General features: G+C 65.3%; 14 protein-coding genes. 12 read left to right on the top strand and 2 right to left on the bottom strand.

Annotated features, from left to right (window positions below):
• The first annotated feature begins 153 nt into the window (after window positions 1-153).
• The 4 genes from F8D48_RS00470 to F8D48_RS00485 all read left to right on the top strand — a co-directional run bounded on the left by F8D48_RS00470 (window position 154) and on the right by F8D48_RS00485 (window position 9,270).
• Window positions 154-453 carry a hypothetical protein gene (locus F8D48_RS00470; protein ID WP_151429512.1) on the top strand — a complete coding sequence of 100 codons (300 nt, stop codon included), beginning with the start codon at window positions 154-156 and terminating at the stop codon, window positions 451-453.
• Window positions 416-6,166, top strand: coding sequence for an isopeptide-forming domain-containing fimbrial protein (locus tag F8D48_RS00475; RefSeq protein ID WP_151429513.1), 5,751 nt, complete (start codon window positions 416-418; stop codon window positions 6,164-6,166). Before F8D48_RS00470 ends, F8D48_RS00475 begins: the two co-directional genes overlap by 38 nt.
• A 247-nt stretch (window positions 6,167-6,413) precedes the next feature.
• A complete protein-coding gene (locus F8D48_RS00480; protein ID WP_151429514.1) occupies window positions 6,414-7,973 on the top strand; it encodes a S1C family serine protease in 1,560 nt (519 codons plus the stop codon).
• Between the two features lie 595 nt (window positions 7,974-8,568).
• Entirely contained in the window at window positions 8,569-9,270 is a 702-nt protein-coding gene (locus F8D48_RS00485; protein ID WP_151429515.1) for a hypothetical protein, read from the top strand.
• Between the two features lie 149 nt (window positions 9,271-9,419).
• Here the strand turns inward: F8D48_RS00485 and F8D48_RS00490 are convergent, their stop codons facing one another.
• Window positions 9,420-10,889 (bottom strand): helix-turn-helix transcriptional regulator, encoded by a 1,470-nt coding sequence (locus F8D48_RS00490; RefSeq protein WP_170272668.1) that lies wholly within the window; start codon window positions 10,887-10,889, stop codon window positions 9,420-9,422.
• Window positions 10,890-11,231: 342 nt separating this feature from the next.
• Between F8D48_RS00490 and F8D48_RS00495 the strand changes: the two genes are divergently transcribed.
• From F8D48_RS00495 to dxr, 7 genes are all read left to right on the top strand, one after another.
• Window positions 11,232-12,896, top strand: a complete 1,665-nt coding sequence (locus tag F8D48_RS00495) for an FAD-dependent oxidoreductase (protein WP_240806148.1) — start codon at window positions 11,232-11,234, stop codon at window positions 12,894-12,896.
• Entirely contained in the window at window positions 12,896-13,465 is a 570-nt protein-coding gene (locus F8D48_RS00500) for a hypothetical protein (RefSeq protein ID WP_151429517.1), read from the top strand. The genes F8D48_RS00495 and F8D48_RS00500 overlap by 1 nt, the downstream gene beginning before the upstream one ends.
• Before the next feature lie 500 nt (window positions 13,466-13,965).
• Window positions 13,966-14,682, top strand: a complete 717-nt coding sequence (gene pyrH, locus F8D48_RS00505) for a UMP kinase (RefSeq protein WP_135970643.1) — start codon at window positions 13,966-13,968, stop codon at window positions 14,680-14,682.
• An 84-nt stretch (window positions 14,683-14,766) separates the two neighbouring features.
• A complete protein-coding gene (frr, locus tag F8D48_RS00510; RefSeq protein ID WP_135970644.1) occupies window positions 14,767-15,330 on the top strand; it encodes a ribosome recycling factor in 564 nt (187 codons plus the stop codon).
• A 32-nt stretch (window positions 15,331-15,362) separates the two neighbouring features.
• Window positions 15,363-16,142 (top strand): isoprenyl transferase, encoded by a 780-nt coding sequence (locus F8D48_RS00515; protein ID WP_151429518.1) that lies wholly within the window; start codon window positions 15,363-15,365, stop codon window positions 16,140-16,142.
• The gene (locus F8D48_RS00520; protein WP_151429519.1) at window positions 16,143-17,294 is read left to right on the top strand and encodes a phosphatidate cytidylyltransferase; all 1,152 of its coding nucleotides are present in this window, start codon (window positions 16,143-16,145) and stop codon (window positions 17,292-17,294) included. It abuts the gene before it with no gap.
• 42 nt (window positions 17,295-17,336) lie between these two features.
• Entirely contained in the window at window positions 17,337-18,587 is a 1,251-nt protein-coding gene (gene dxr / locus F8D48_RS00525; RefSeq protein ID WP_151429520.1) for a 1-deoxy-D-xylulose-5-phosphate reductoisomerase, read from the top strand.
• A gap of 136 nt (window positions 18,588-18,723) precedes the next feature.
• Here the strand turns inward: dxr and F8D48_RS00530 are convergent, their stop codons facing one another.
• On the bottom strand, window positions 18,724-22,548 hold the full coding sequence (locus F8D48_RS00530) for a VaFE repeat-containing surface-anchored protein (protein WP_151429521.1): 3,825 nt from the start codon (window positions 22,546-22,548) through the stop codon (window positions 18,724-18,726).
• Between the two features lie 508 nt (window positions 22,549-23,056).
• Between F8D48_RS00530 and F8D48_RS00535 the strand changes: the two genes are divergently transcribed.
• Window positions 23,057-24,166, top strand: coding sequence for a site-2 protease family protein (locus F8D48_RS00535; protein ID WP_151429522.1), 1,110 nt, complete (start codon window positions 23,057-23,059; stop codon window positions 24,164-24,166).
• Window positions 24,167-24,205: the final 39 nt, after the last annotated feature.

Below are 24,205 nucleotides of genomic sequence, written 5' to 3' on the forward strand. Positions count from 1 at the left end.
GCAGCGGGGCTCTTAACGAAATGTTTCGTTCCCGAGCAAAGACGCTTTGTTGAAAAATCGTCGGGTTGGCGTATACTGTGCGACACCTATACCGACGATTACGTTTGCGTCTTCCTCGGTCCATCGGCTGTGGAAGGCCAGTTGGGAGCAGCAATGAAAGAAAACGTACCCCAAAAGAAGCTGTTTCGTTGCATCCTGGCGGTAACCCTGGCGGCGGGCTTGACCCTGCCGTCCGTGGGTGCATTCGCCTACGGAAGCCCTGAAGAAACATCTTCCGATTCGCTGACGGTGAACGACCGTCCTCTGGATGCCGGCGAAACTGGCACTGGCGAGGCCCTGCCGCCCGAATCTGATGAGCACGCCGACACTTCCGCTGGTGGCGATGGCGTTGCGCCTGACAGCTCGGCACCCGGCGATGGCTCCGAAAACGCCACGGGGGGGGGGCGCTTCTAAGGAAGAGGTAGCCGATCCCGCTGTCGATGCCGCCGACTCTGCCGACTCTGCCGATGCCCCGGCTGTCGCTGCTCCCGCAGCCGATGACGGCATCGTCGCGGCCTCCGAGGAAGGCGAGCCCGCGCCCCAGGCCGACGGTGACGGCTTCACCGACTACGGCGGACTTTCCATCCAGGGCGGCACGCCCGGCACCGACTACGATTTGGAGACGGTGACCTATACCCATTACTGTCGGAGTAGCACGCGTCCCGCTGGCTCGAACAGCGGCCGCGACATTACGGTGTACCCTCAGTACAAGGCCGAAAACACGATATCCTCCCTCGTCATCAAGAAAGACGGCACCTATCGTCTGAGGAATACCCAGGGGGTTGATACGGCGGTGTCCACCTCCATCCGGGTCGAGCCCGGCGTGAAGGCCGATATCACCTTCGAGGGCGTGAACATTCGCAGCGAGCTTCCCTTCAACATCGTCACCAACAGCACCGATAATGGCTCCTACCTCACGACAGAAGTGTCTGCCGACGACGTGAAGAACAAGACGACCGTGCACCTCACCCTCGCCGATGGCACGGTGAACACGCTCTACGCCAACCAGCACCTTACAAAGACGGCGAATACTGCCACCGACCCCACGCGCTATCAGCAGTACCCGGCCCTTCGCTGCGGCGAGGGCTCGGTTCTCGTGGTGGACGACGCGGTCCGCAACGTGGACACGGCCGGCAGGGCCATTGTTCCCGAGCAGGGCATGATTCCCGCAGGCACGAAGTACCGTGATAAGGACGGCGACACGCAGACGGCTACGGCCAAAGGCTCCGATCTGGTCAACAGCCTCTCGAATCTCGACAGCCGAAATCCGGGAGCCTTGAACGCCTATGGCGGTATTCGTGCGGCGGCCATCGGCGGCGGCCCTCTGGAGAATTCGGGTCACATGACGTTCAACGGCGGCATTATCCATGCCGAGGCAAACGACAGAACTGGCAACGGCGCCGGCTGCGGCATTGGCGGCGGTCACGCAGCGGGCAGCACCGAGACCGTCTTCAACGGCGGTGAGGTGAAAGCCTATGCTTCCTATCATGGGGCGGCCATCGGCGGCGGCTGCACCTACGAGGGCGGCATGTCCCTGGGGACCCAGTACACATTCCCCTTCCAGGATGCCCTTATAACGCGCAATGCTCACGCCACGGTGGCTGGCGATATCACCATCAACGGCGGCTTTATTGAAGCCTTTGGCGCAGAGCACAGCAATGCCTTCGGTCAGGGTTGCGCGGGCACCAATGCAGGAAAGACCATTCTCATCACCGGCGGCACGCTGCTTCCCCATTGGGGCAACGGCGCCGGCTATCTCGAAATTGGTGGCAATCAGGGCTACGTGATCATCACTGGCGGCTCGGTCTACTGCACGCTTTTCCAGGGCAACGACAATGATGGCCTGGCCTATGGTGACGTGGAGAAGACCAAGAAGGTCGGCATGATCACCGTGGATGTGAAGTCGAAGATTCAGGCGGCGGCCGATAAGGCACAGGTCACACCGGACTTTAACGCCAAGATGGAGAGCTGGGAGCTTCTGCTTGACAAGAAGCTCTCCGACCCGCGCTATGGGGCACCGGCGAATCTGAACGACGGCAAGCTGTATCTCTGGCTTCCCCAAGGCACGAACGACGACCATCAGATCGATGCGAACTTCTCCTATTATGTGGGAGACAAGCTGCTCACCTCCAATACTACCCTTCCTCCCGGATCGGTGGGCGGCGGTGACACCAAGCCGAAGGAGTGGAACGTCTTCAAGCTGGACGAGACCTTCGTGCAGGAGAACTGGAACAAGTACTACGATGGCAAGGAGCTTGAGCGGGTAGATGTGGAGAAGACCCCCATTCCCGTTGACGATCCCATTGACGGCAAGCTGAACCAGAACAAGTTCATCAAGTACTACTATTGGCAGGTCGATGAGGACGGCGAGACGGTCGGCAGCGCATCGGAGAACACCAAGACGCCCGCTGCTGCGGGAACCTACACCATCGAGGTGCGCTCCAACCAGTACGCCTCCGACCCGAACTTCAACATGACCTACTGGGGCCATGCGGCTACGGGTAGTGCCGTTATCTCGCCAGTGACCTCGAAGACCTCCTGGGAACTGACCGAACCGCTGAAGTTGGAGATCACCGACGGCGAGGGCAACAAGGTGGAGAAGGAGTACACCGGCCCCACCTGGGCCCAGGATGAGAACGCCGGCAACTTCAACACCGCCACGAACAACCATCTGGTGGTGCCTGTGGACGTAACCAGCGACAAGCTGCCCTTCGGCGACACCTACCCCGACGGCTCCAATATGTCGAAGACCACCTGCGCGGCACCGACGGGCCGCTTGCAGCTCTACATCGACGGACGCGCGGTGCCCGAGAGCCTCGGCGGCGTCATCGAGTTCGATCGCGCCAAGCTGGAAGACGCCACCTTCGAGAAGGCGTGGATCAAGAAGGACACGGATGGCCGCGAGCACACCATGGCCTACTTCAACCTGACCCGCGGCCAGCTGGAGGCCTTCGGCCTGGAGGACAAGAGCGCCGAGGGCAACGAGCACCGCGTGTATGTGGAGTACACGAGCGCCCGCCCGGGGTCCGACCCGCGCGACGAGGCCGCCGCCGGTGCCGCTGTGGCCTCGGCCCTGGCCCGCATCATGGGCACCGAGCCCCGCGAAGCCTGGCAGCCGGCCCACAACGATTCCGCCTACGTGAACTACTACGAGTCGGCCAACGAGGCGGCGCCGGTGGAAATTGAGCTGGCCACGCCCGACTTCCGCCTGTTCAACATGAAGGATACCGGCTATGTGCCCAACGGCGAGGGACTTAGCGACGCCGACCAGGCCGCCAACGAGGCTACCGTGAAGGCCAACATCAACGAGAAGACCGAGCGCGACTGGATTGACCCTGCCACCAAGGAGCCCCGCGGCAAGCGGGAGGAGACCGACGTGTCGAAGTTCCGCGACGAGACCGACGAGGACGGCACGGTGATCGCGACCCATGCGGATTGGTTCCCGCTGTACGTGCAGTCCAATTCCATCGGCGACATCGTGTTCACCAGCTCGAACCCGGGCGTGATTAAGATCGAGCCCAACGACTTCACCACGAACCGCCCCTATGTGGACGGCAAGGTGGATTACGGCGTGGGTGCCGTGGCGCGGGTGATGTCGGCGGGCAAGACCACCATCACGGCCACCATCAAGGGCACGGGCGCCTACAGCAGCGTGACCAAGAGCTTCGACGTGTACATCTTCCCCGATCTGGCCAAGGAGCCCGAGCTGGCCATGACCGAGACGGCCTACGACATGTCGCGCACCGACGGCACCATCCGTCCCGGTGACACCTTGCGCTACGTCGTGACGGCCACCAACGAGAAGAACGACACCGCCTGCATCAATCCCGTGTACGAGCTGGGCATTCCCGGCGACACCGACTTCTCGGCCCTGACCATCGTTGACCCGGAGGGCAACGAGGTGCAGGCCGATTACGAGGTGGTCGGCGACAAGGTGGTGGTGAAGAGCCTGCCCACGCTGTTCGGCGGCCAGTCCTACCGCTTCAAGCTGGATGTGGTCGTGAAGACCGATGTGCTGGACAAGCAGCCGGGCGAGAAGCCGGAGTTCCTGAGCCATTCCGAGGTGTCGGGCGTCTACGGCATCGATCCCGATGCCTTCGACTGGGATAACCGCATCGATACCGAGAACGGCGTAGAGGTGACTCCGGCCGAGGCCGAGGCCAATCCGACCCTGCCCCCGAGCCCCGATGCCGCCCCCGAGCCGGAGCCGGAGCCCATCGTGCCCGACCCCGACACGGCCACCGAGATTCTCGGCGGCGACCTGGAGGATCCGGAGCCGGAAGATCCGAGCGACCCCGACAGCCCGAAGAAGCCCGGCGTGCCCGTGGGCCCCGTGAAGCCCGGCTCGCCCTTCGACGAGGCCGTGGATGCCGATCCGGACGATCCCACGAAGCCGGCTCCGCCGACCGATCCCGATGCCGACCCGGACGACCCCGATGCCCAGCCGCCGAAGCGCCCCATCCAGGAGGGCGATGTCATCGTGCAGTTCGGCGACAAGAAGGATCCGCAGTCGCCCGAGGATATTGCCAAGGAGTTGGACGAGCAGATCAAGCAGAAGCTGGAGGAGGATCCCGAGGCCGACCACGTGGATATTCCGGTGACCATCGAGCGGCCCAACCCCGATGACCCAGATGGCGACCCCCTTCGCGAGGAGGTCATCGTCACGGTGCCCATTACGCCCGAGATGCGCCCCGACCCGGTGGACCCCGATGCCCGCGACGACCACGATCTCATCATCGTGCCCGACGATGTAGACCCCCGCCCCGGCGGCGACATCACCACGACCAAGACGGCCGAGAACGTGACCCCCGGCTTCGCGAACCGGCCCAACCAGGCATCGGCCCTGGTGGGCGATACCATCCGCTTCACCATTACCGTGGCGAACTCCAAGCCCGGCAGCTCCTACTACGACGTGGTGGTGAAAGACCCGCTGCCCCAGGGTCTGGCCTACGTGGCCGGATCGGCGGTGGTGACCGATGCGGCCGGCAAGGAGTACCGCGACTTTGAGGCTGACTGGGATGAGAATTCGCGCATTCTCGGTTTCTGCCTGGGCGATGTGCCGGGACTGAAGAGCGCCAGCGTTACCTTCGAGTGCACGGTGACCGGCGAGGCCCTGGACGGCGATGGCAACCTGTCCAACATTGCGGCGCCCCTGGGCACCCAGCCCTCGCAGACGGTGCCCGAGCCCGATCCCGACAACCCCGCGCCGGGGCCCATCGTGATCGATCGTGAGCCCACCCCGCCCGGCCCCTACAACCCCGAGGACCACGGTACCACGTGGGAGGACAAGGAGAAGGACGTCATCGACGAGATCAAAGACCTGTTCCCCGAGATTCCCGAGGACGAGGAGATCGTGATCCCGCCCTCCGAGCCGGCCGACCCCGGCACGGCGAGCCCGTCGGATCCGAAGCTGGAAGATGACGACGAGGGACCGGCCGACGTGAAGCTGGTGAAGACGGCCGAGAACCTGGACCGCAGCGACGGTAGCACCCACGTGGGCGATACCGTGCGCTACATAGTAACGGTGAGCAACGCCAAGCCGTATTCCATGTGGTACGACGCGGTCGTTCGCGACGAGGTGCCCGAGGGGCTGGAGGTGCTGGAGAAGAGCATCAAGCTGACCGATGCCGCCGGCACGGTGCACGACGTGCCCGATTCGGCCTACGATGTGCGCAGCCGCGTGCTGGCCGTGGCCTGCGGCGACTTGCCCGGCGGTGCCTCGGTGTCGGTGACCTTCGACGCCCTGGTGACCGAGGACGCGGTGGGTAAGGACGTGGGCAACACGGCTTCGGCCCACGGCACGCTGCCCTCCACCCGCGAGCCCGGCGGTGCCAACACGACCCCTGGCGGCCCCTTCGTGCCCTCCGAGGGCTGGGAGTCCTTCATCGAGGGGCATCCAGGGGTGAGCAACCCCGACCCGGTGTACCCGTCGGCCGATGTGAACGCCAAGGGCGGCATCATCGGCGGCGATGTGGGCGACGATAAGAAGCATCGCACGCTGCTGTATCTGGCCCAGACGGGAGATGCGGCCCGCGGGGCCCTCCTGGTGGTCGCGGCCTGCGTGGCCGGCTGCGTGGCCGTCATCGCCCTGGCGCGGTCGCGGCGTCAGAGCCGGCGCAGGGCTTAGGGCTTAGGGGCGGTTCCGGAAGGGGCCGCCCCCTTTTTCGTCGAGTGCCACATCCGCGCCCGACAGACCGCCCTTCTTCGCGCGGAGGGGGTCGCCTGCGTTCCGCTGGCCGCTCCCGGATGTACACCAGGTGGTGTATCTCCGTGACGCAAGCGTGACGATGGGTTGCCAGCATGGTGGATTCTCTCAGGGGCGTGCTAAGGTTTGCCGCAGCATACGTTGCAACCCTTCTGCAAAGGAGACCCCTATGACTGACATGAACGGCACTCCCGCCCCCGGCGGGGGCACTCCCGCCCCCGATGGCCAGCCCGGCCAGCCGAGTTCCTTCCAGCCGGTTCACCCCGCCCCGGCCGCTTCGCAAACCCACAGTGCTCCCCATGGCCAGCAAGCCTGGGGGGCGCCCCAGCATGGCTACGCCGCGCCCCAGGCCGGTGCCCAGCAAACCTATGAAGCCGAGCCCGTCCATGCCCAGCATGCGGCCCAGAAGAGCTCCGGCGGCAAGACCTTCCTCATTGCCTTCGCCGGCGCGCTTGTGGCCTGCGTGCTCGCCTTCGGCGTGTGGGGGGCGGTGGATGCCATGACCGGTTCTTCCCCGGCCACCACGGTGACCGATCCCAACACCGGCCAGCCGGTGGTCATCTCGCCGAGCGAGGATGCCACTCTGGCCGAGGGCGTGGCCGCGAAGTGCCTGCCCTCCGTGGTGGCCATCGACGTGTACGCCGCCCCGCAGTCTATGGGCGGCATGGGCGGCCTGGAGGAGCTGTTCGGCTACAACTACGGCTACGGCACCCCGCAAGACCAGGGTGGCCAGGAGCTCCAGATGTACTCCCAGGGCTCTGGCGTAGTGCTGTCCGAGGATGGCTACATCATCACGAACAACCACGTGGTTGAAGGTGGTGCCGCCTATAAGGTGACCGTGGCCGGCGAGACCTACGACGCCGAGCTGGTGGGCACCGACGCCTCTTCCGACGTGGCCGTACTGAAGGCCAAGGATGCCAGCGGGCTTACCCCCATGGATATTGGCGATTCCGACAATCTCACCATTGGCGAGTGGGTCATGACCCTCGGCTCCCCCTTCGGTCTGGAGCAGTCGGTGGCCACGGGCATCGTATCGGCCACGAGCCGTTCCCAGATCATGGACGCCACCGAGTCCATGCAGTCCGGTGGCTCGGGTGAGGTGACCATCTATCCGAACATGATCCAGACTGACGCGGCCATCAACCCCGGTAATTCCGGTGGCGCGCTCGTGGACGACGAGGGCAAGCTCATCGGCATCAACACGCTCATCACCTCTTATTCCGGCAACTACTCCGGCGTCGGCTTCGCCATCCCGGTGAACTACGCCATCAACCTGGCCCAGCAGATCATCGCCGGCCAGGAGCCCACCCACGCCCAGCTCGGCGTGAGCCTGTCTACCGTGAGCGCCCAGGCGGCTCAGCGCTACGGCCTGGCCGTTGACACCGGTGCCTACGTGGCCGGCGTGTCCGAGAATTCCGGCGCCGCGGCGGCCGGTATCGTGCCCGGCGACATCATCACCGCCTTCGACGGCCAGCCCGTGGAAAGCGCGAGCGACCTCATGCTGGACGTGCGCACCAAGAACCCCGGCGACACCGTGACCCTGACTGTGAACAGCGGCGGCCAGGAGAAGGAGGTCCAGGTGACCCTCGGCGACGACGCTGCCACCCAGCAGCAGAAGAAGGCCGAGACCGAGCAGCAGTCCATGGATCAGCCCCAGGGCGGCATGGGCGGCCTGAGCATCGAGGACATGCTGCGCCTCTACGGCCAGCAGCAGCAAGACGCCGCGTAGGCTTCGAGCCAACCCGCATCTGTTCCGACGCCTCGGCGCGGCGAGTGCTTCAACTTGCAGCAAGGCGCTCCGCCGCGCCAGTGCGGTGAACCGCTACGGCACCAGGTGCCTCGCCTAAGCACCGCCCATGCCTCGCAACCCCAGCGGGCCGGCTCCCTCCACGGAGCCGGCCCGCTTTGCGTTTGACGGAAGGGGGTGTTTGTCGGCTGCGAGGAAAAAGCGCCGCAGATAGCCCTGCCGCCCGCAGAGGAGGGAGCCGCAGATAGCCCTGCCGACGGCAGAGGGGGGGCTGCGGATAGCCCTGCTGGCTGTAACAATGGCCACGCAAGACCCTCTGCGACACCAAACTGCCCGTTTCCGCCAACCTCAGGGAGGTTTCTGGCGGAAACGGGCAGTTTGGTGCCATTTTCTTGGCGAAAAGCAGGTGTTTGGCGCTTCTGCCTAGAGGAACACCAGGTCACAGCATCGCTAAAAAACTGTCCGTGATACCAAACCCCTCATTTTTGACAGGAAAGCCAAGAAGGATGTCAAAAATAGGCGATTTGGTACCCAGGGCTCCACCTGCACGCCCTATGTGCAGGAGCGCTGGGAGCTGGTGGCCTATGTGAACTCCACGGTCATCGACGATGTGGCCCAGCCCCTGGCCCGCGAATCCAGTGTATCGGGCGCCCTGAACGACACCTACGGCCTGGGGCGCCTATCTGCCGTGGGCGGCACCGAGGCCGTGCCTGTGGCCGATACGTACTTGGAAGACGGCTTTGGCAGCGTGAGCGCCGTAATGGCCGGCGACGGCCGCATCGCGGCCAGCTACGCCTACGCCGAGGGCAACCCGGTGGCCTCGGCCGACCCCACGGGCCACGTGTCCGCCGCAAAGAACCGTTACAAGCAACAGCAGGCCGCCAAGAAGCGGGCGACCAAGCAGTCGACGGCTCGCAAGAGCACGATCCAGAAGCTGAAGAAGACCTCGGCAATATCGAAGATCGTCACGACTGTCAAAAGGGTCCAGAGCGCCCGGAAGGCCAAGACCATATGGGCCCCTCTGAAAAAGGCGAACCAGAATATCGCGAAGACGGTGAGGCAGTTGGGCTACAAGTCGGGCGGCTCCGGAAGGGGCGGCAGCGGATGGAGCCCGGGCTCCTCGTCCTATAGGGGCGGCAAGTCGACGTCGCGGTCGGCCTATCGGGCGGCTGCTGCGAGTCGGTACGCGAAAACCTTTGAGGCTGTGACGCGCACGCTGTGTGGCACGGCGTCCTACATGGGCTCATCCCAGGCGAGGGCGTCATTCAGGGCGTGGTGATGGAGGTTGAGGGCACGCCGGCCAGAGGCGCCGCTGGCGATGTCGTCGCCAGGGAAACGAATGCCTTCTACTACGGCCTCGGCACCCCCGAGGCACCTCGGCTGCTTCGGCACCGTCAAGGCGTCTCGCCGCCCGAGGTCCTGGCGGTCTTAGCTGCCCAAGTGGTCGCCTAGGTCCACCAGTTCCTGTCGGGAGTGCACGTCGAGCTTCTTGTAGATGCTCTTCGTGTGGCCGCGGGTGGTGTTCTCCGATATGAACAGCCTCCCAGCGATGGCCGACACGGTGTGCCCCTTCATGAGCAGCTCGGCTACCTCGATCTCCCGCGGGGACAGGCCGCGCTCCCTCAGGTACGCGACCACGATGGCGCCACGGTCTTCCCGGGCCGGTGTCGCCTCGGTGCCGGGGGCCGTCTCGGCGCAGGCCTCCTTCTTCGCCGACGACCGCGCCGCGCGATTGAGGAGCTCGGCATCGGTGAGGGAGGCCGACGCCTCGCCCTTCCCCCTCGCCACCAACACGAGGGCCACCGACAGCAGCACGATGCAGAACAGGATGACGCTCGCCCAGTGCGCAAAGTCGCTGGAGGGGGCCGGGCCGAGCAGGGCGCCGGCCACGCCGCCGAGGGTCATGGCCAGAAGCACCGGCGCGATGCAGAGCGCGTACAGCGGCGAGGGCGGCAGGCCGTTGCGCACGGTGTACACCGCGCAGGTGATGATGAGCAGCAGGTTCAGCACCTCGAACCCGAACATGAGGAAGGCGTCCAGCAGGGGCGCGTACTGCTGTCCGAACAGCGACGGCAGCAGGAACACGATGGTGAGCGCCGGGAACAGCAGCTGGTAGATGTGCAAGATGTCGAAGCCCTTCGACAGGAACAGCTCGAGCGCCACCACCAAAAGGGCCGCCGCCGCAAAGCCGAGCAGCACGGCGAAAGTGCTTCCGGCCCCCGAGGAGCCCACGCTGCCGACGAGCTTCTGCGCGAATCCCAGAATGCCCACGCACAGCGCAGGGCGCCACAAATCGCCGATGGCACGGCGCAGGCGCGGACGCGTGAGGGCGGGCACCGCGTCCATCTCGATCTCCGCGAGGCTGCGCTGCAGGCTGACAAGCGAAAGGAAGGGCAGCACCGTCACCGTGACGAAGGCCATGGCCACCGCGGGCAGCATGCCGACGATGAGGTAAAGCGCCACCGACATGGCCGCCGACAGCGGAATGCAGATGAGGGCCCGCTGCTGGCCCTCGGTGACGTAGAACAGCTCCCAGAGGAGGAAGAACAGCGCGCAGGCGCCGCCCATGAGCAGTCCCGCCGCCACGGCGAGCAGGTCGCTTCCCTCCCCGAAGCGGAAGGTGAGGAAGTATAGCAGCGCGGCCCCGCTGAGCATGAAGCTGGCGGCCGATGCCGCGCCGTGGGGCAACTCGCGGCGGCGCAGCGCGCAGACGAGGCCGAGGGCGCCCACGGCCGCGGGCAGCAGGATCTCGTCGGACAGGGCGTAGAGGTGCCACGGCCCGGCGAGCACGCCGCCGTCCTGGAACCCCGTGAGGGTCACGAAGGTGACGGTCCAGAAGAAGCCGAATCCCAGATGGTGAATGCGCAGCCCCTCGATGAGCCGCTTCGCTCGTTCCATGATGCCCTCCTTCCCTGGGTGCATTGTAGCAGCCGTCGGAGCCAGCCGCGGGGGCCGCTGTCAAGAACTTCGGGACGATAGGGGGCCCTGAACAGGCGGTTTCCAAAAACAACCCAAAATATGTCCCCCTCAAAAGTGTGATGGGGCACCCGAAATGCGGCGGTTTCGGCACGGCAAAATACCCAATTTGGTGGCTTACGCATCGGCGTCGAAACGGGCATAGTGGCCCTCGATCCCGGCAAGGAGAAAGCCGGGGAGGGCCGGCACCTGCTCATGCCGCCCGCGGATGCGCGGGCTGCGATGGTGCCGGCGCGCAGGTCATACGAGACTATGGAGGGAAACATGACTGCAATTTCTCGACGCAATCTGCTCAAGGGTGCTGCCTTCAGCGCCGCCGGCGTGGCCGCTCTCGGCATGGCCGGCTGCGCGCCCCAGGATAGCGGGGCCGCCGACGCCGTGCTGTCCGAGACCGGCGAGGCTGCCAAGCACACCTGGGAAGTGAAGCCCGAGCCCATCGCGACCGACCAGATCGGCCAGACTGTGGACACCGAGGTGCTCGTCATCGGCGGCGGCTACTCCGGCGCCTGCTGCGCTCTGTCGGCGGCCGAGAACGGCGCGAAGGTCGTGCTCGTGGAGAAGGACGCCGTGCTGAACGGCCACGGCGTGGGCGGCACCGGCGCCATCGCCTCGCGCGCCCTGGACGATTTGGGTCTGACCTTCGACAAGTCGCTGGAGATGGAGCGCTGGGTGTCCACCTGCGGCAACCGCTGTCGTGAGTCGCTCGTGGCCAAGTGGTTCCGCGAGTCGGAGCGCTGCATGAACTGGTTCCTCGACATGGCTGAGGCCAACGGCGCCCAGTGCATGGTCACTGTGGGCTCCAATTCAACGGTGCACCCCGAGATCGCCTGCTACCACTTCATGTTCGGCGGCCCGCTGTACGAAGAGCACACCATGGCCGACTTCGTGGAGTACATGTTCGAGGCTGAGGCTCTGAAGGCCGGCGCCGAGTTCGTGTACGAGATGCCCGCCGTGCAGCTGGTGCAGGACGAGTCCGGCCGCGTGACCGGCGCCATCTGCCAGAACAAGGCTGGCGAGTACGTGCAGTACAACGCGAGCAAGGGCGTCGTGCTGGCCACCGGCGACATCAGCTACAACGACGAGTACATCAATGAGTTCGCTCCCGTGGCCAACCGCGTGTTCACGCGCCTGTGCTCCGACCAGGGCAACGTGGGCGACGGCCACAACATGGCCGCCTGGGCCGGCGGCGCCTTCCAGGAGGGCCCCTGGCCGACCATGATGCACCCGCAGGCGGCGGCCACCTTCCACGGCCCCTTCCTGTTCGTGAACCCCGACGGCAAGCGCTTCATGAACGAGGCCACCTGGGTACAGGGCAAGTGCTTGGGCGTGATGTACAACGGCGGCGCCGACCATGCCTGGTCCATCTTCGACGCCAACTGGCAGACCGACCTCTTGGGCTCGCTCGAGCACGGCGGCGGCATGTTCTGGGACACCTTCCGCCCCTATGGCTCCGACTACCAGGCCGCTGTGGACGGTCACACCGACACCGTGGAGAACGGCATCGCCGAGGTGCCCGACTACTACAAGCGAGCCGACACCCTGGAGGAGCTCGCCGAGATGATTGAGGTAGATCCGGCCGAGCTGAAGGCCACCGTGGAGCGCTACAACGCCCTGTGCAAGGCTGGCGAGGACACCGACTTCTACAAGGAGAAGCACTTCCTGTTCCCTATCGAGGAGGGCCCCTTCACCGCGTGCATGGTGGCTCCGGGCCTCTTGTCGGTGGTGGGAGGCATCCACATCTCGGACAACTTCGAGGTGCTGACCGCCGAGGACGAGCCGATTCCCGGCCTGTACGCCATCGGCAACTGCGCCGGCGACATCTACGCGGTGGACTACCCCATCAACATCCAGGGCAACAGCCACGGCCGCTGCCTGGTGGAGGGCAAGTGCCTCGGCGAGCAGCTGGCCGGCGTCTACCAGGAGATCTAGTGACCGCCGCTGTGACGGGGGCCGAGCGGGCCTGCGGGCTTCGCGGCTCCCGCGCCGGGGCCGACTCGGCGGCCGGGGCGACCTCGCCCGAGCAGACCTTCGAGCAGTTGGAGCGCCTGTACCAGCAGCTGCCGGCCATGGAGGCCAAGGGCGCGGCACTGGCGCGGGCCCGCTCTGCCGCCGAGGTCGACCGCTTCGCGCGGACGGCCGCCTATCGGGCCGCCGAGCTCGACCGGGCCGAGGCCCAGGTGGCCGAGGCAAAGGCCCGCGTGGCTGCGGCTGGCTCCCAGGTTGGGGGCGATGCCAGGACCGACGGCGGGGCCGAGGATGCGCGGCGGGCGCTCATGGCCGCCGGCACCTGGCGCGGCCTGCGCGTGGGCCCGGCGCGCAACGCCGAGCGGGCTTTGACCCTGGCGCTGGAGGCGAGCCCCTTCGCCACGGTGGAGGAGGCTCGAGCGGCCCTGCTGCCGGCCGATACGCTGGCGGCGCTCGCTGCCGAGGTGGAGACTTATCAGCGCGACTACGCCGAGGCCCTGGCGGCTTGCCAGCAGCTGGAAGGCGCCGCCTAGCCTGGCCGCCGGTCGCAGCCGTGGCGCCCCGCTGCCTGGCGGGGTGCCCCACTGCGGGCCGGACGCCCTGCTGCGGACCCCTTCAATAACCTATCCCGCGCGGGACGCCAACCCTCCCTGGCGTCCCGCTTTCTCATGTCCGCCCGTGCGGACCGCCGATTTTTGGCCAGAAGCGACCTTCCACGACGCTTTTCGCTGGCATCTTGGGCAAAATCGCCGCCTTCGCTCGTGCAAACCGCTGATTTCTGGCCAGAAAGGTCTTTCCGGGGCGATCTCGATGACCATTTCAGGCGAAAACATCGCTTCTGCCCGTGCGAACCGCCGGTTTTTGGCGGGCCCTCTTTTCGGATTCGGTCAGTTTTCCGCTTGAAGAGGCGGCGAAGGCGCCCAAGGGGCCGTCTGTTTTTCTCAGGTCTTGGGGGAGCGCGGCGGTGCGGGGGCGCTATTTCGGGTAATATGTATCCGTTTAGATAGAACCTGCCGATGAAGGGATTTGCTCGATGGCGAACGAATATAAGTACGATCGCGTTCTGCTGAAGTTGTCCGGCGAGGCGCTGGCCGGCGATCTCGGGTATGGAATCGATCCGAAGGTGGTCGACGACCTGGCCGAGGAGATTGCCGAGATCGTGCACGACGGCGTGCAGCTGGCCGTGGTCATCGGCGGCGGCAACATCTTCCGCGGCTTGGCCGGCTCGGCCGAGGGCATGGATCGCGCCCAGGCCGACTACATCGGCATGCTGGCCACGGTGATGAACGCCCTGGCCCTTCAGGACGCCTTCGAGCGCCACGGCATCTTCTCCCGTGTGCAGAGCGCCATCAACATGCAGGAGGTCTCGGAGCCCTACATCCGTCGCCGCGCTGTGCGCCACCTGGAAAAGGGCCGCGTGGTCATTCTGGCTGCCGGCACGGGCAATCCCTATTTCACTACCGATACCACGGCCGCCCTGCGCGCCTGCGAGTTGGACGTGGACTGCGTCATGAAGGCCACCAAGGTGGACGGCGTCTACGATGCCGACCCCACGACTCATCCCGAGGCCCAGCGCTTCGACCGCATCAGCTACATGGACGTGCTCAGCCGCGGCCTCAACGTGATGGACGCCACGGCCACGTCGCTGTGCATGGACAACGACGTGCCCATGATCGTGTTCAGCTTGACCACGCCCGGCAACATCAAGGCCGCGCTCCAGGGCGAGCCGGTGGGCACGGTCGTCGAGTAGCGCGCACGGCCGCGGCCTTCCCGGTCGCGCATTTTGTATCCGAGGAGCCCGCGGGCTCTGTTCCTAAAGAGGGAGGAAACCCCAATGGCAGATATCGATGAGATTCTCATGGGCGCCGAGGAGCGCATGGAGAAGGCCGTGGCGGCCTTGAAGGACAACTTCATCGGCGTGCGCACCGGCCGCGCCAACGCCATGGTGCTCGACCGCATCAAGGTGGACTACTACGGCGTGCCCACTCCGGTGAACCAGATGGCCGGCGTGAAGACGCCCGAGGCGCACCTGCTGGTCATCGAGCCCTGGGACAAGGGCGTGCTGCGCGCTATCGAGCAGGCTATCCTGGAGAGCGATCTGGGCGTGACCCCGAACAACGACGGCAACGTCATCCGCCTGCCGTTTCCGAGCCTGACCGAGGAGCGCCGCCGCGATTTGGTGAAGCAGTGCAAGACATTCGCCGAGGAGGCCCGCGTGGCCGTGCGCAACGCCCGCCGCGATGCGAACACCGCGGTTGAGAAGGCCGTGAAGAACGACAATCTTCCCGAGGACGAGTCCAAGCGCGCCGAGGCCGAGATTCAGAAGATGACCGACAAGTTCGTCGCCGAGATCGACGAGGTGCTGAAGAAGAAGGAAGCCGAGGTCATGGAGATCTAGCTGGTTCCGTGGGCGAACCTGCGAGAAATGATATGGCTAAAAGTTTGGATTACATATTCCCGAACCCGCCCGCGGGGCTCGACCCTGCGGCGCTTGATCGTGCGCGGGTGCCCGAATCGGTGGCCATCATTATGGATGGCAACGGGCGCTGGGCGAAGAAGCGCGCGCTCAATCGCCTGCGCGGACACAAGGCCGGCATCGAGGCGGTGCGCGAGACCATTCGCTGCGCGTCTGACCTGGGCGTTCGGTACCTCACCATTTACTCGTTCTCTACGGAGAACTGGAAGCGGCCCGAAGACGAGGTCGTGGGGCTCATGGATCTGTTTGCCAAGACCATGCTGGCCGAGGTGGACGGGCTTCATGCCGAGGGTGTGCGCGTGCGCACTATCGGCGATCTGTCGCCGCTGCCTGCAGAGACGCGCGAGGCCTTCGACGCCGCCTGGGAGAAGACCCGCGACAACGAGGGAATGACCCTGGTGGTGGCCGTGAACTACGGCGGTCGCCAGGAGATTTTGCGGGCCACGGCCGTCTGCATGCGCGAGGCGATCCTGATAGCCGAGGAGACCGGCGAGGTGCTGGAGCCTACCGAGGAGATGTTCGAGCGCGGGCTGTACACCTGCGGTATGCCCGATCCCGATCTGGTTATTCGCACCTCGGGCGAGATGCGCGTGTCGAATTTCCTGCTGTGGCAGATCGCCTATAGCGAGTTCGTGGTGACCGATGTGCTGTGGCCCGACTTCGACCGGTACGAGTTCCTGCGCTGCCTGCTGGCGTACCAGGGCCGCAATCGCCGTTTCGGGGGCGTGGCCTAAATGAGAGGCGGCATCTCCGACGACGAGAAGAAGAGTCGCGCCCGTCGGGCCCGCGAGCGGTTGCGCCAGAGCGCACCGAGCATCAAGGGGGCCCGTTGCGAGCCCAAGGCCGACCATATCGGGTTCGGCCTGCTGACCGATGAGGATGAGGAGCGCGAGCTGCCCCCGCTGGCCTGCGACCCCGCCTCGGCGCCTCCTGGGCCGCCGTGGCATTACGACCTTTCCGAGGAAGAGGAGCAGGCTCGCCAGGAGAAGCGCGAGACCCGCCAGGAGAAGCGCGACCGCCTGAAGCGCAAGGCCCTCGACAAGGCCCCGCAGAAGCTGAAGAATCCCTCTGATTTGCAGGTGCGCTTCCGTACCGGCGCGGTGTACACGGCAGTGACCGTGGTGTGCGTGCTGGCGGGCAACATTCCCATGGTGCTCATGCTCATGGCCGTGGCAGGCATCTGCGCTGGGGAGTTCTTCTACATGCTGCGCTCCGATGCGAAGCTGCCCAACGAGATGCTCGGCATTGTCGCGGCGGTGCTCTATCCGGCGAGCGTGTATCTGGCCGGGCTCATCGGCGCCATGCTCGTGAGCCTGGGGCTGCTGCTGGCGCTGATCGTTTGGTACGTGTTCTGGCTGCGGGCCCGCATTCCCGATGTGGGCGTGAGCTTCTTCGGCGCAGCCTATACCGGGCTTTTGCTGTGCGGTCTCATCGTCATCCGCGTATCGCTACCGGAGCCGTGGGGCGGCATCGTGGTGCTGTTGCTGTTCTTGAGTGTGTGGGCCAACGACGCCTTTGCCTACCTGGTGGGCAGCAAGATCGGCCGTCACAAGCTGGCTCCGCGCACGAGTCCGAAGAAAAGCTGGGAGGGCTTCTTCGCGGGGCTCGTGGGCTCGGTGCTGTTCTGGTGCGCCATCTCCTTCGTGCCAGGCGTGACCATGTCCGTCGTGCAGGCGGTGGCCTTCGGGGCTATCGCCGGCTGCATGGGCGTTCTGGGAGACTTGGCCGAGAGCCGCATCAAGCGCAACTCGGGCTTCAAGGATTCCGGCACTATCATGCCCGGCCATGGCGGTCTGCTCGATCGCAGTGATTCGCTGTTCCTCACCTCCATTACCGCCGCCATCCTCATGGTGGCCGGCGGATGCATTCCCTACGTCGTCTTCTAGGGCGGCATCCCGCCTTCTGTTCCCGACCTGAAAGGCAGGCCCATGAGCAAGCGCCGCATCGTCGTTCTCGGCTCGACCGGCTCCATCGGCACCCAGACACTGGATGTGGTGCGTCAGCATGGCGACCAGCTGGAAGTGGTGGGGCTCGCCGTGCATGGGAGCTTGGACGGCCTGCTCGCCCAGGCCCGCGCGTTCGGCGTGCGCCATCTGGCCGTGGGCGACTCCTCTCTGATCGACGATCCCCGTTGCGATGAGGCGCGCGCTCTGGTGGCTGCGCTGCCCGGCGCTGTGGGTGAGAGCGAGGCCTCTTTCGCCGTGGGGCCCGAGGCGGTGGCGGCCCTGGCCCAGCTGCCCGAGGCCGATGTGGTGGTGAACGCCCTGGTGGGCGCTGCGGGCCTGCGGGCGAGCTACGATGCCCTGGCCGCTGGCAAAGTGCTGGCCCTAGCCAATAAGGAGTCACTCGTGGTGGGGGGCGACCTCATCATGCCCTTGGCGGCCCGCCTCGACGAGCAACGCCGTGCCGATGGCGCGGCTCCGGTCACAGGCCCGGCGGGGGCGCTCATGCCCATCGATTCCGAGCACGGCGCCATCTACCAGTGCCTTCTGGGGGAGAATCCCCAGGAGGTGTCCAAGCTGTGGGTGACGGCATCGGGCGGCCCCTTCCGCGGGAAGACTCGCAGCGAGCTGACGGCCATCACGCCGGCCCAGGCCCTGGCCCATCCCACCTGGAACATGGGGGCCAAGATCTCCATCGACTCCTCTACCCTCATGAACAAGGGCCTGGAGGTGATCGAGGCGCACCATCTGTTCGCCATGGCCTACGACCAGATCGAAGTGGTGGTGCAGCCCCAGAGCGCCATCCACTCCATGGTGGAGTTCACCGATGGCTCGGTGCTCGCGCACCTCGGTACGACCGACATGCGCATTCCCATTCAGTTCGCCCTGTCCTACCCGGCTCGCTGGGAGGCTCCGGTGGCTCCTCTCGATTTCCGCACCCTGGGCACCTTGGAGTTCGCTGCCCCCGATACGGATACGTTCCGCTGCCTGCCCCTGGCCCGCCATGCGGGCGAGGTGGGCGGCACGCTGCCTGCGGTTATGAATGCTGCCAACGAGGTGGCCGTGGCGGCGTTTCTGGCCGAGCAGATCGGCTATTTGGACATTGCCGCCTGCGTGGAGGCCGTCATGGAAGCCCATGAGCGTGCGGGCGTCCAGCCGGTGGAGAGCCTCGATCAGCTAGAGGCGGTGGACGGCTGGGCCCGCGCCCAAGCCCGTTTGTGGTGCGCCGCCCGCTAGCCTTGCCGTGCGCGGCAGCGCTCCTCTGAAATGGCCTGTATGGTTAGATAGAGATCATGTAGATATTAAATTGATTTCAAAATGATATAGATCATTGAGGTGATGGGTAGGGCGGCCTGAGGCCGCCCTACTATGGCTACTTGTGACGGTTGCGGAAGCTGTGCCAGGCAAGGGCTCCGCCGAAGCAGGCGGCCAGGGCTGCGATGCCGATGGGAATGAGGTTGTTGTCGCCTGTTTGGGCCAAGCGCCCGGGAGCGGGAGAGGCGGCCTGACTCGGTTCGGGCTCTTGGGGCTCGGGCTCCTCGGTGCCGCCCGTGGGAGGTAACGGCAGGTCGGGGTAGCCGTAGGTGACCGTCTGCCCCTCGTCCTCCAAGTCGGCGTGGAGGGCCACCTCCGCATCGCCATGGTAGAGCGACTCGAAGACGACGAGGCTCGCGCCATCGAGGTCGGTGCCGGGGATGGTGATTTCCACTTCTACGATGCCATCGCTGTGCTCGGGCACGAAGGTCTTCTCGGCGGTGATGATCTCATCGCCAACGGCGAAGGGCTCGCCGCTCTGCTTGTCCATGAGCAGGGCCACAAGACGGTATTCGAAGCCCGGGGTGAGGCCCTGGTAGCTTACGGCATCGACGATCGTGACCTCTTCGGCCGGTTCGCCCTCGTGGGTGCCGCTCACGCTGTCGCGGGCGGAGGTTGCTATGGTGATGGGGTTGGCGGTGATAGTCTGCTTGCGATCGTCGATATCGTGGTGGGCGGCCACCTCCGAGCCGTTCTTGAGCAGGGTCTCGAACACGACCAGCTCGGTGGATTCCTCGATGCCCGAGGCATCGAAGTGCAGCTCGATGTTCTGGTAACCGTTGTAGTCGTTCGGCGTGAAGGTAGCGGATGTGGCCACTTCGGCGTCATCGGCGAGGAAGGGCTCGCCGGTGGATTTGTCCATCAGCACGGCCTGCAGCTCGTAGGGCTCGCCCGGCTTAAGGCCGGAATAGGTCACGCGATCCACAATGGACACATCGGTATCGGCGCTGATCTCGCGGTCGCAGAGATCGTTGGAGATGCCGTCGTAGGCGCTCGTGCGGATGGAGGGGCGCCCAGCAGCAGTGTTGTTGAGCGTGCCCAGGTCGATGGCGAGGTCCTGGTCGCTCTCGTCCACGACGATCTCATCGTGGATCATCTGGAACAGCTCGTTGGCGGGACAGCGCAGCTCTTCCAGCTCGTAAGTATCGAAGGGCAGCGCTCCGTGCTCGTTGTCGGGATCGATGGCCGTGCCGTCGGCTCGTAGACCGAACCACGTGCCGGCGGTGGGATCGAGGGCATCGACATCCAGGGTGAGGGGCATGCGGAAGCTGCCGTCGGGGGCGCGGAACTGCTCGTCGTTGCTGTTCGTGCGTTGGTCGTGGGGATGGGCAGCGGTGGACTCCGTGGAGGCGAGGCCGTTCTTGTCGGTGACGATGATGTGCCACTCGCCCGTCGTCTTGGAAGTGAGCTTGAAGGGAATGCCCGCTAGCTTGGCAGCCCCTTCGGCCCGCTTCATGAAGCGCAGATCGGAGCGCACGACCTGATCAGTTACGAGATCGCCGTTCTCCTCGGCGTCATAGGTCTCGATGATCTCGCCGTCGTGGTCGGCATCGGTGATATGGCGCACGCGCACGGTGGGATCGAGTCGGTAGCCCTCAGGGGCCTTCACCTCTTGGATGGCGTAGGTGCCGATGGGCATGGCGATGGTGCCGTCAGAGAGCTTGTAGAAATCGGATCCACTCACTTTGTAGGGGAGCTGCGTCTCTTGCCCGTTCTTGTCCATGTGCGTGAAGCTACTTTCCGCGTCTTTCAGTACGAACGCGCCCTCATCGTTGGTGCGCACGACCCAGCTGGCTCGCGGCGTTAAGGGAGCGATGGACGACGCTGTGCCGCCCTTTACGTCATGATAGTCGATACGGAAGTGCGCGTCCCCCAAGGTAGCCGCACCTTGGGCAAAATTCTCCTTGCTTTGGGCATCTCGCTTCTGGATGAAAATGGACAGAGGGTTTAGCTTCGCCTTGTCGGTGACGGCCGTGGTGTTGACGCGGGTCACGGCTCCGTCGGTGACGATGACGGGGTAGATGCGGGTATCGAGGGCGAATCCCTGAAGCGGGCGCTTCGTCTCGCGTACCCAGTAGGAGCCGATGGGCAGCCCGTCGGCTCGGGCATAGCCCTCTCCCTCGGCCGTCAGGTCGGTGCGCAATTCGCGAGCGAGCTGCGTGCATGCCTCATCGCGGTAGATACCGTAGGTGGCGCCGGCGAGGGTATAACCGGGATTATTGCCGGTCAGTTCGGGATAGTTCGACTGCTTGAGCAGGTCGATGGAGCCCTGCTGGGGCACGTCCTCGAAGACGAGGGAGCTTATAGCCTCGGCATCGCTTGCGGCTTCTACGGCGAGGGCCTTGACCGAGGGGGCCAGGCGGAAGCCGGGGGGCGCGAAGAGCTCGGCGACGTAGTACGTGCCGGCCTCGATGTCCTCGACGACGTTGCTCGCGCCGTCGCTATCGGTCACGAATGTGAAACTCGCGTTCTGGTCGGCCCAGGCGCGCGCCTCCTCCCAGGTACCCCAGGCACCGTTCTGGGCCTGGCGCGATGCCGCCTCGGCAGAAGATTGCCCATCGAAGGCGGCGAACACGCCGTGCTCAAGGGAGTAGTTCCCATTGGCATCGGAGATGGCCGGCTCGGTAGACACCTTGGTAAGCTGGGCCTTCCCGGTGGTTACGGGCGCAGCGAGCAGGTAGCCCACGACATCCTGGAACTCGTTGCCCGTAGCGGCGGACATGGCGTCGAATTTGTAGTAGAACTTATACCAGCCCTGGTACTGCGTCTGGGGCCCCGTGTAGGTGCCCTTGAACACGATGTAGTTATCACCGGCGGGGTTGGTGGTGACGGCGCCGTAGCCGTTGTTCACATTGGATGATCCGCAGGTGCCGTGGGCCATGGCGCGGTTGGTGGGCGCAGTGCCCGAGCTGATGCCGGCGTCGAAGAAATCGCGGCCGGTGGTGACGTAGCGATCGTAGTAATGGCTGCCGGTCTGGGCTGTGGCGAACTGGGCGGCCGACCCGTTGCGGGCCGCCACCGTATCCCACAGGTAGAGGTCCACGGCGGCGTCGAAGGAACTGTCGTTCACATCGAGGAACCAGTCGTTGAAATTGGTGCTGTTGGGCTTGCTGTTCTCCCATACCTGGGAGGCACTGAAGAGCACGCCGAAGCCGTAGCTGCCCACTTTCTCCGGCGGGAAGCCGTAGGCCTTCTGCTTCTCGATCTGCTGATCGGTGAAGTTCTCGAGGCGCGTGTGGGGGTTCAGCTGGTAGCGCTTTTCGGCCTGGCCGGGGAAGGCGCGAGCGCTCTCGCCGGCTTCCGCGGCTCCCGTGGCTGCGCGCACGAGGTCGGGAATGTCGGAGGAGAAGGTGATCTCCTGGTCGTCATAGGTGATGGTCACGTCGTCGGTGTCAAGGTCGGCCAGGACGTAGCGCTCGTAGGCGGGATGGGCGGGTGAGAGCCAGAAGACGATTCCGAGGCTGTCCCGTCCCTCTTCGTAGACGGCCGGGAGGCGCACCGTGCCTGTCTCGGCATCGTAGGAGCACTCGGCGGTGATGTCGCGCTGCTCGTAGTTGAAGGCGGCGTAGTTCTCGTATACCTCGAAGGACAGATTGTCGCCATAGTGCAGGGTGGCCGGATCGTCGTTCACCGTTACGACGAGGTCATCCCCATCGCGCAGGTAGGGAGCTTCGTAGCCGGCGTAGTCGATGGTCTCCCCGGCTTCGTCCTTGAAATGGAGCATGACGGGCACGGTGCTCTGCTCGTCGGCTTGGGCGACGACGGTCGCCGGCGTGGTGAAGGGCATGATGCACGCCATGAGGAGGAACGCCATAATGGCGCTGATGATCTTTTGGGTGCGGCCCGGAGCGGGCCGCGCGAGATCTGGACGGGTGGGATCCATGGAGGGCTCCTTTCTGCGCTGGCCCGGAAGGCGCGCGGGTCGATGGAAGTGCCGAACGCGAGGGATGGCCCGATGTCCGAAGGGGAAGAGGGGGGGGCTGTGCCGGCTCGCGTTCGACGGCGCCTACTGTAGGCTCCCAAAACCGTAGAAATGTCGCGGGAACGTCGCACCTGATTCCCGCCGCGCGCCGTCCCGGCACCGTGCCAGAGCCTTCCCCCGTACGTCCTTGCGTCGCGGTGGGGTCGTCGAGTCACCCGTCCACAACACTTGTCCTCGCCACCCGAAACCGTCCGCCATGCCCGTCAGCGTCGCGCTCCGAGCCGCTCCGGCCTCCGCTTTCGCCGTAGCTGTGAAGGGCCCGTAGGCCCCTTGTAGTTATTTCAAGGGCGACCCCGGTGCGAGGAGGCGCGATCGGGAGCGCTCCCTATAATGGGCGGCGATACACGCCCGTCGGCCCGCCTGGGACGGAGGCCGGCGAACAACGATTCTCGTCTAAAGGAGTTAGTGAGTGGATATTCTCATCATGCTCGTGTGCGCCGTCATCACCATCGGCTTCCTCGTGTTCATCCACGAGGGCGGCCACTTTCTGGCGGCTCGCGCGTTCGGCATTCGCGTGACCGAGTTCATGCTCGGTCTTCCCGGCCCGTCGGTGGGCTTTACCCGGGGCGAGACCCGCTTCGGGGTGACGGCTGTGCCGCTGGGAGGCTATGCCAAGGTGTGCGGCATGGAGGCCGGTCCCTTGCAGCCGCACCTGCAGGAGGTGCTCGCGGCCCTGTATCGCCGCGGCACGGCCAACATGGAGGACGTGGCTCGCGATTGCGGCATTTCCGACGATGCGGCTTACGAGGCCCTGGAAGAGTTGGTGGAATGGGGCAGCGTTGTCGGCCCGCAGAAAGCCGATCAGTTCAACACCTACCGCGCTCCGCGCGTAGCCCCCACCAAGCGCCAGCTCAAGAAGGCCGCTGCTGCCGGCGCGCCGGCGCTGCCGAGCTACGAATTGGGCGAGGCTCGCCCTGTGCACGACGAGCGCGCCCTCTACGAGAGCGAGTATCGCCAGCAATATCGGTCGCTGCCTTTCTGGAAACGCTCGGTCATCCTGCTGGCCGGCATTGCCATGAACCTGCTGTTCGCCATGGTCGTGTTCATCCTGGTGTTCTCGGTTATCGGCTTTCAGGTGGCCCACCCCGAGACCGGCGAGGTCACCACGATTCACGCCTCGGTGCTGCAGGCGCTGCAGGCCGGCTTCATGTACATCGGCATGGTGGTGCAGGCGGTGGCGGGCCTGTTCAATCCCGCGACGGCGGCCCAGACCGTGTCCGACTCCACGTCCATCGTGGGCATCGCCGTCATGTCGAAGGACTTCTTCCAGGCCGGCCTTGTGCAGGGGCTGGAATTTATGGCCATGATCTCGGTGTCGCTCGGCATTATGAACCTGCTGCCCATTCCCCCGCTGGACGGCGGCCGCTTCGTGGTGGAAATCTTCCAGAAGGGAACGCGCCGCACGGTGTCCCAGAAGGCCATGAACTACATGTCCATGGCCGGTATGGCCCTGTTCCTCGGCTTTTTCGTCATCATGCTGAACCAGGATATCCAGCGCTTCGTCTTCGGGAATTGGTAAGCCCTGCCGCGCACAGCGAAATGGATGATGTATGGGGAC

It is taken from the genome of Adlercreutzia muris (assembly GCF_008831045.1).
Taxonomy (GTDB): Bacteria; Actinomycetota; Coriobacteriia; order Coriobacteriales; family Eggerthellaceae; genus Adlercreutzia; species Adlercreutzia muris.

Coding starts and splice junctions, on each gene's coding strand:
- F8D48_RS00470 (WP_151429512.1), top strand. CDS start 154: ATGAAAGAAAACGTACCCCAAAAGAAGCTGTTTCGTTGCATCCTGGCG.
- F8D48_RS00475 (WP_151429513.1), top strand. CDS start 416: ATGGCTCCGAAAACGCCACGGGGGGGGGGCGCTTCTAAGGAAGAGGTA.
- F8D48_RS00480 (WP_151429514.1), top strand. CDS start 6,414: ATGACTGACATGAACGGCACTCCCGCCCCCGGCGGGGGCACTCCCGCC.
- F8D48_RS00490 (WP_170272668.1), bottom strand. CDS start 10,889: ATGGAACGAGCGAAGCGGCTCATCGAGGGGCTGCGCATTCACCATCTG.
- F8D48_RS00495 (WP_240806148.1), top strand. CDS start 11,232: ATGACTGCAATTTCTCGACGCAATCTGCTCAAGGGTGCTGCCTTCAGC.
- pyrH (WP_135970643.1), top strand. CDS start 13,966: ATGGCGAACGAATATAAGTACGATCGCGTTCTGCTGAAGTTGTCCGGC.
- frr (WP_135970644.1), top strand. CDS start 14,767: ATGGCAGATATCGATGAGATTCTCATGGGCGCCGAGGAGCGCATGGAG.
- F8D48_RS00515 (WP_151429518.1), top strand. CDS start 15,363: ATGGCTAAAAGTTTGGATTACATATTCCCGAACCCGCCCGCGGGGCTC.
- F8D48_RS00520 (WP_151429519.1), top strand. CDS start 16,143: ATGAGAGGCGGCATCTCCGACGACGAGAAGAAGAGTCGCGCCCGTCGG.
- dxr (WP_151429520.1), top strand. CDS start 17,337: ATGAGCAAGCGCCGCATCGTCGTTCTCGGCTCGACCGGCTCCATCGGC.
- F8D48_RS00530 (WP_151429521.1), bottom strand. CDS start 22,548: ATGGATCCCACCCGTCCAGATCTCGCGCGGCCCGCTCCGGGCCGCACC.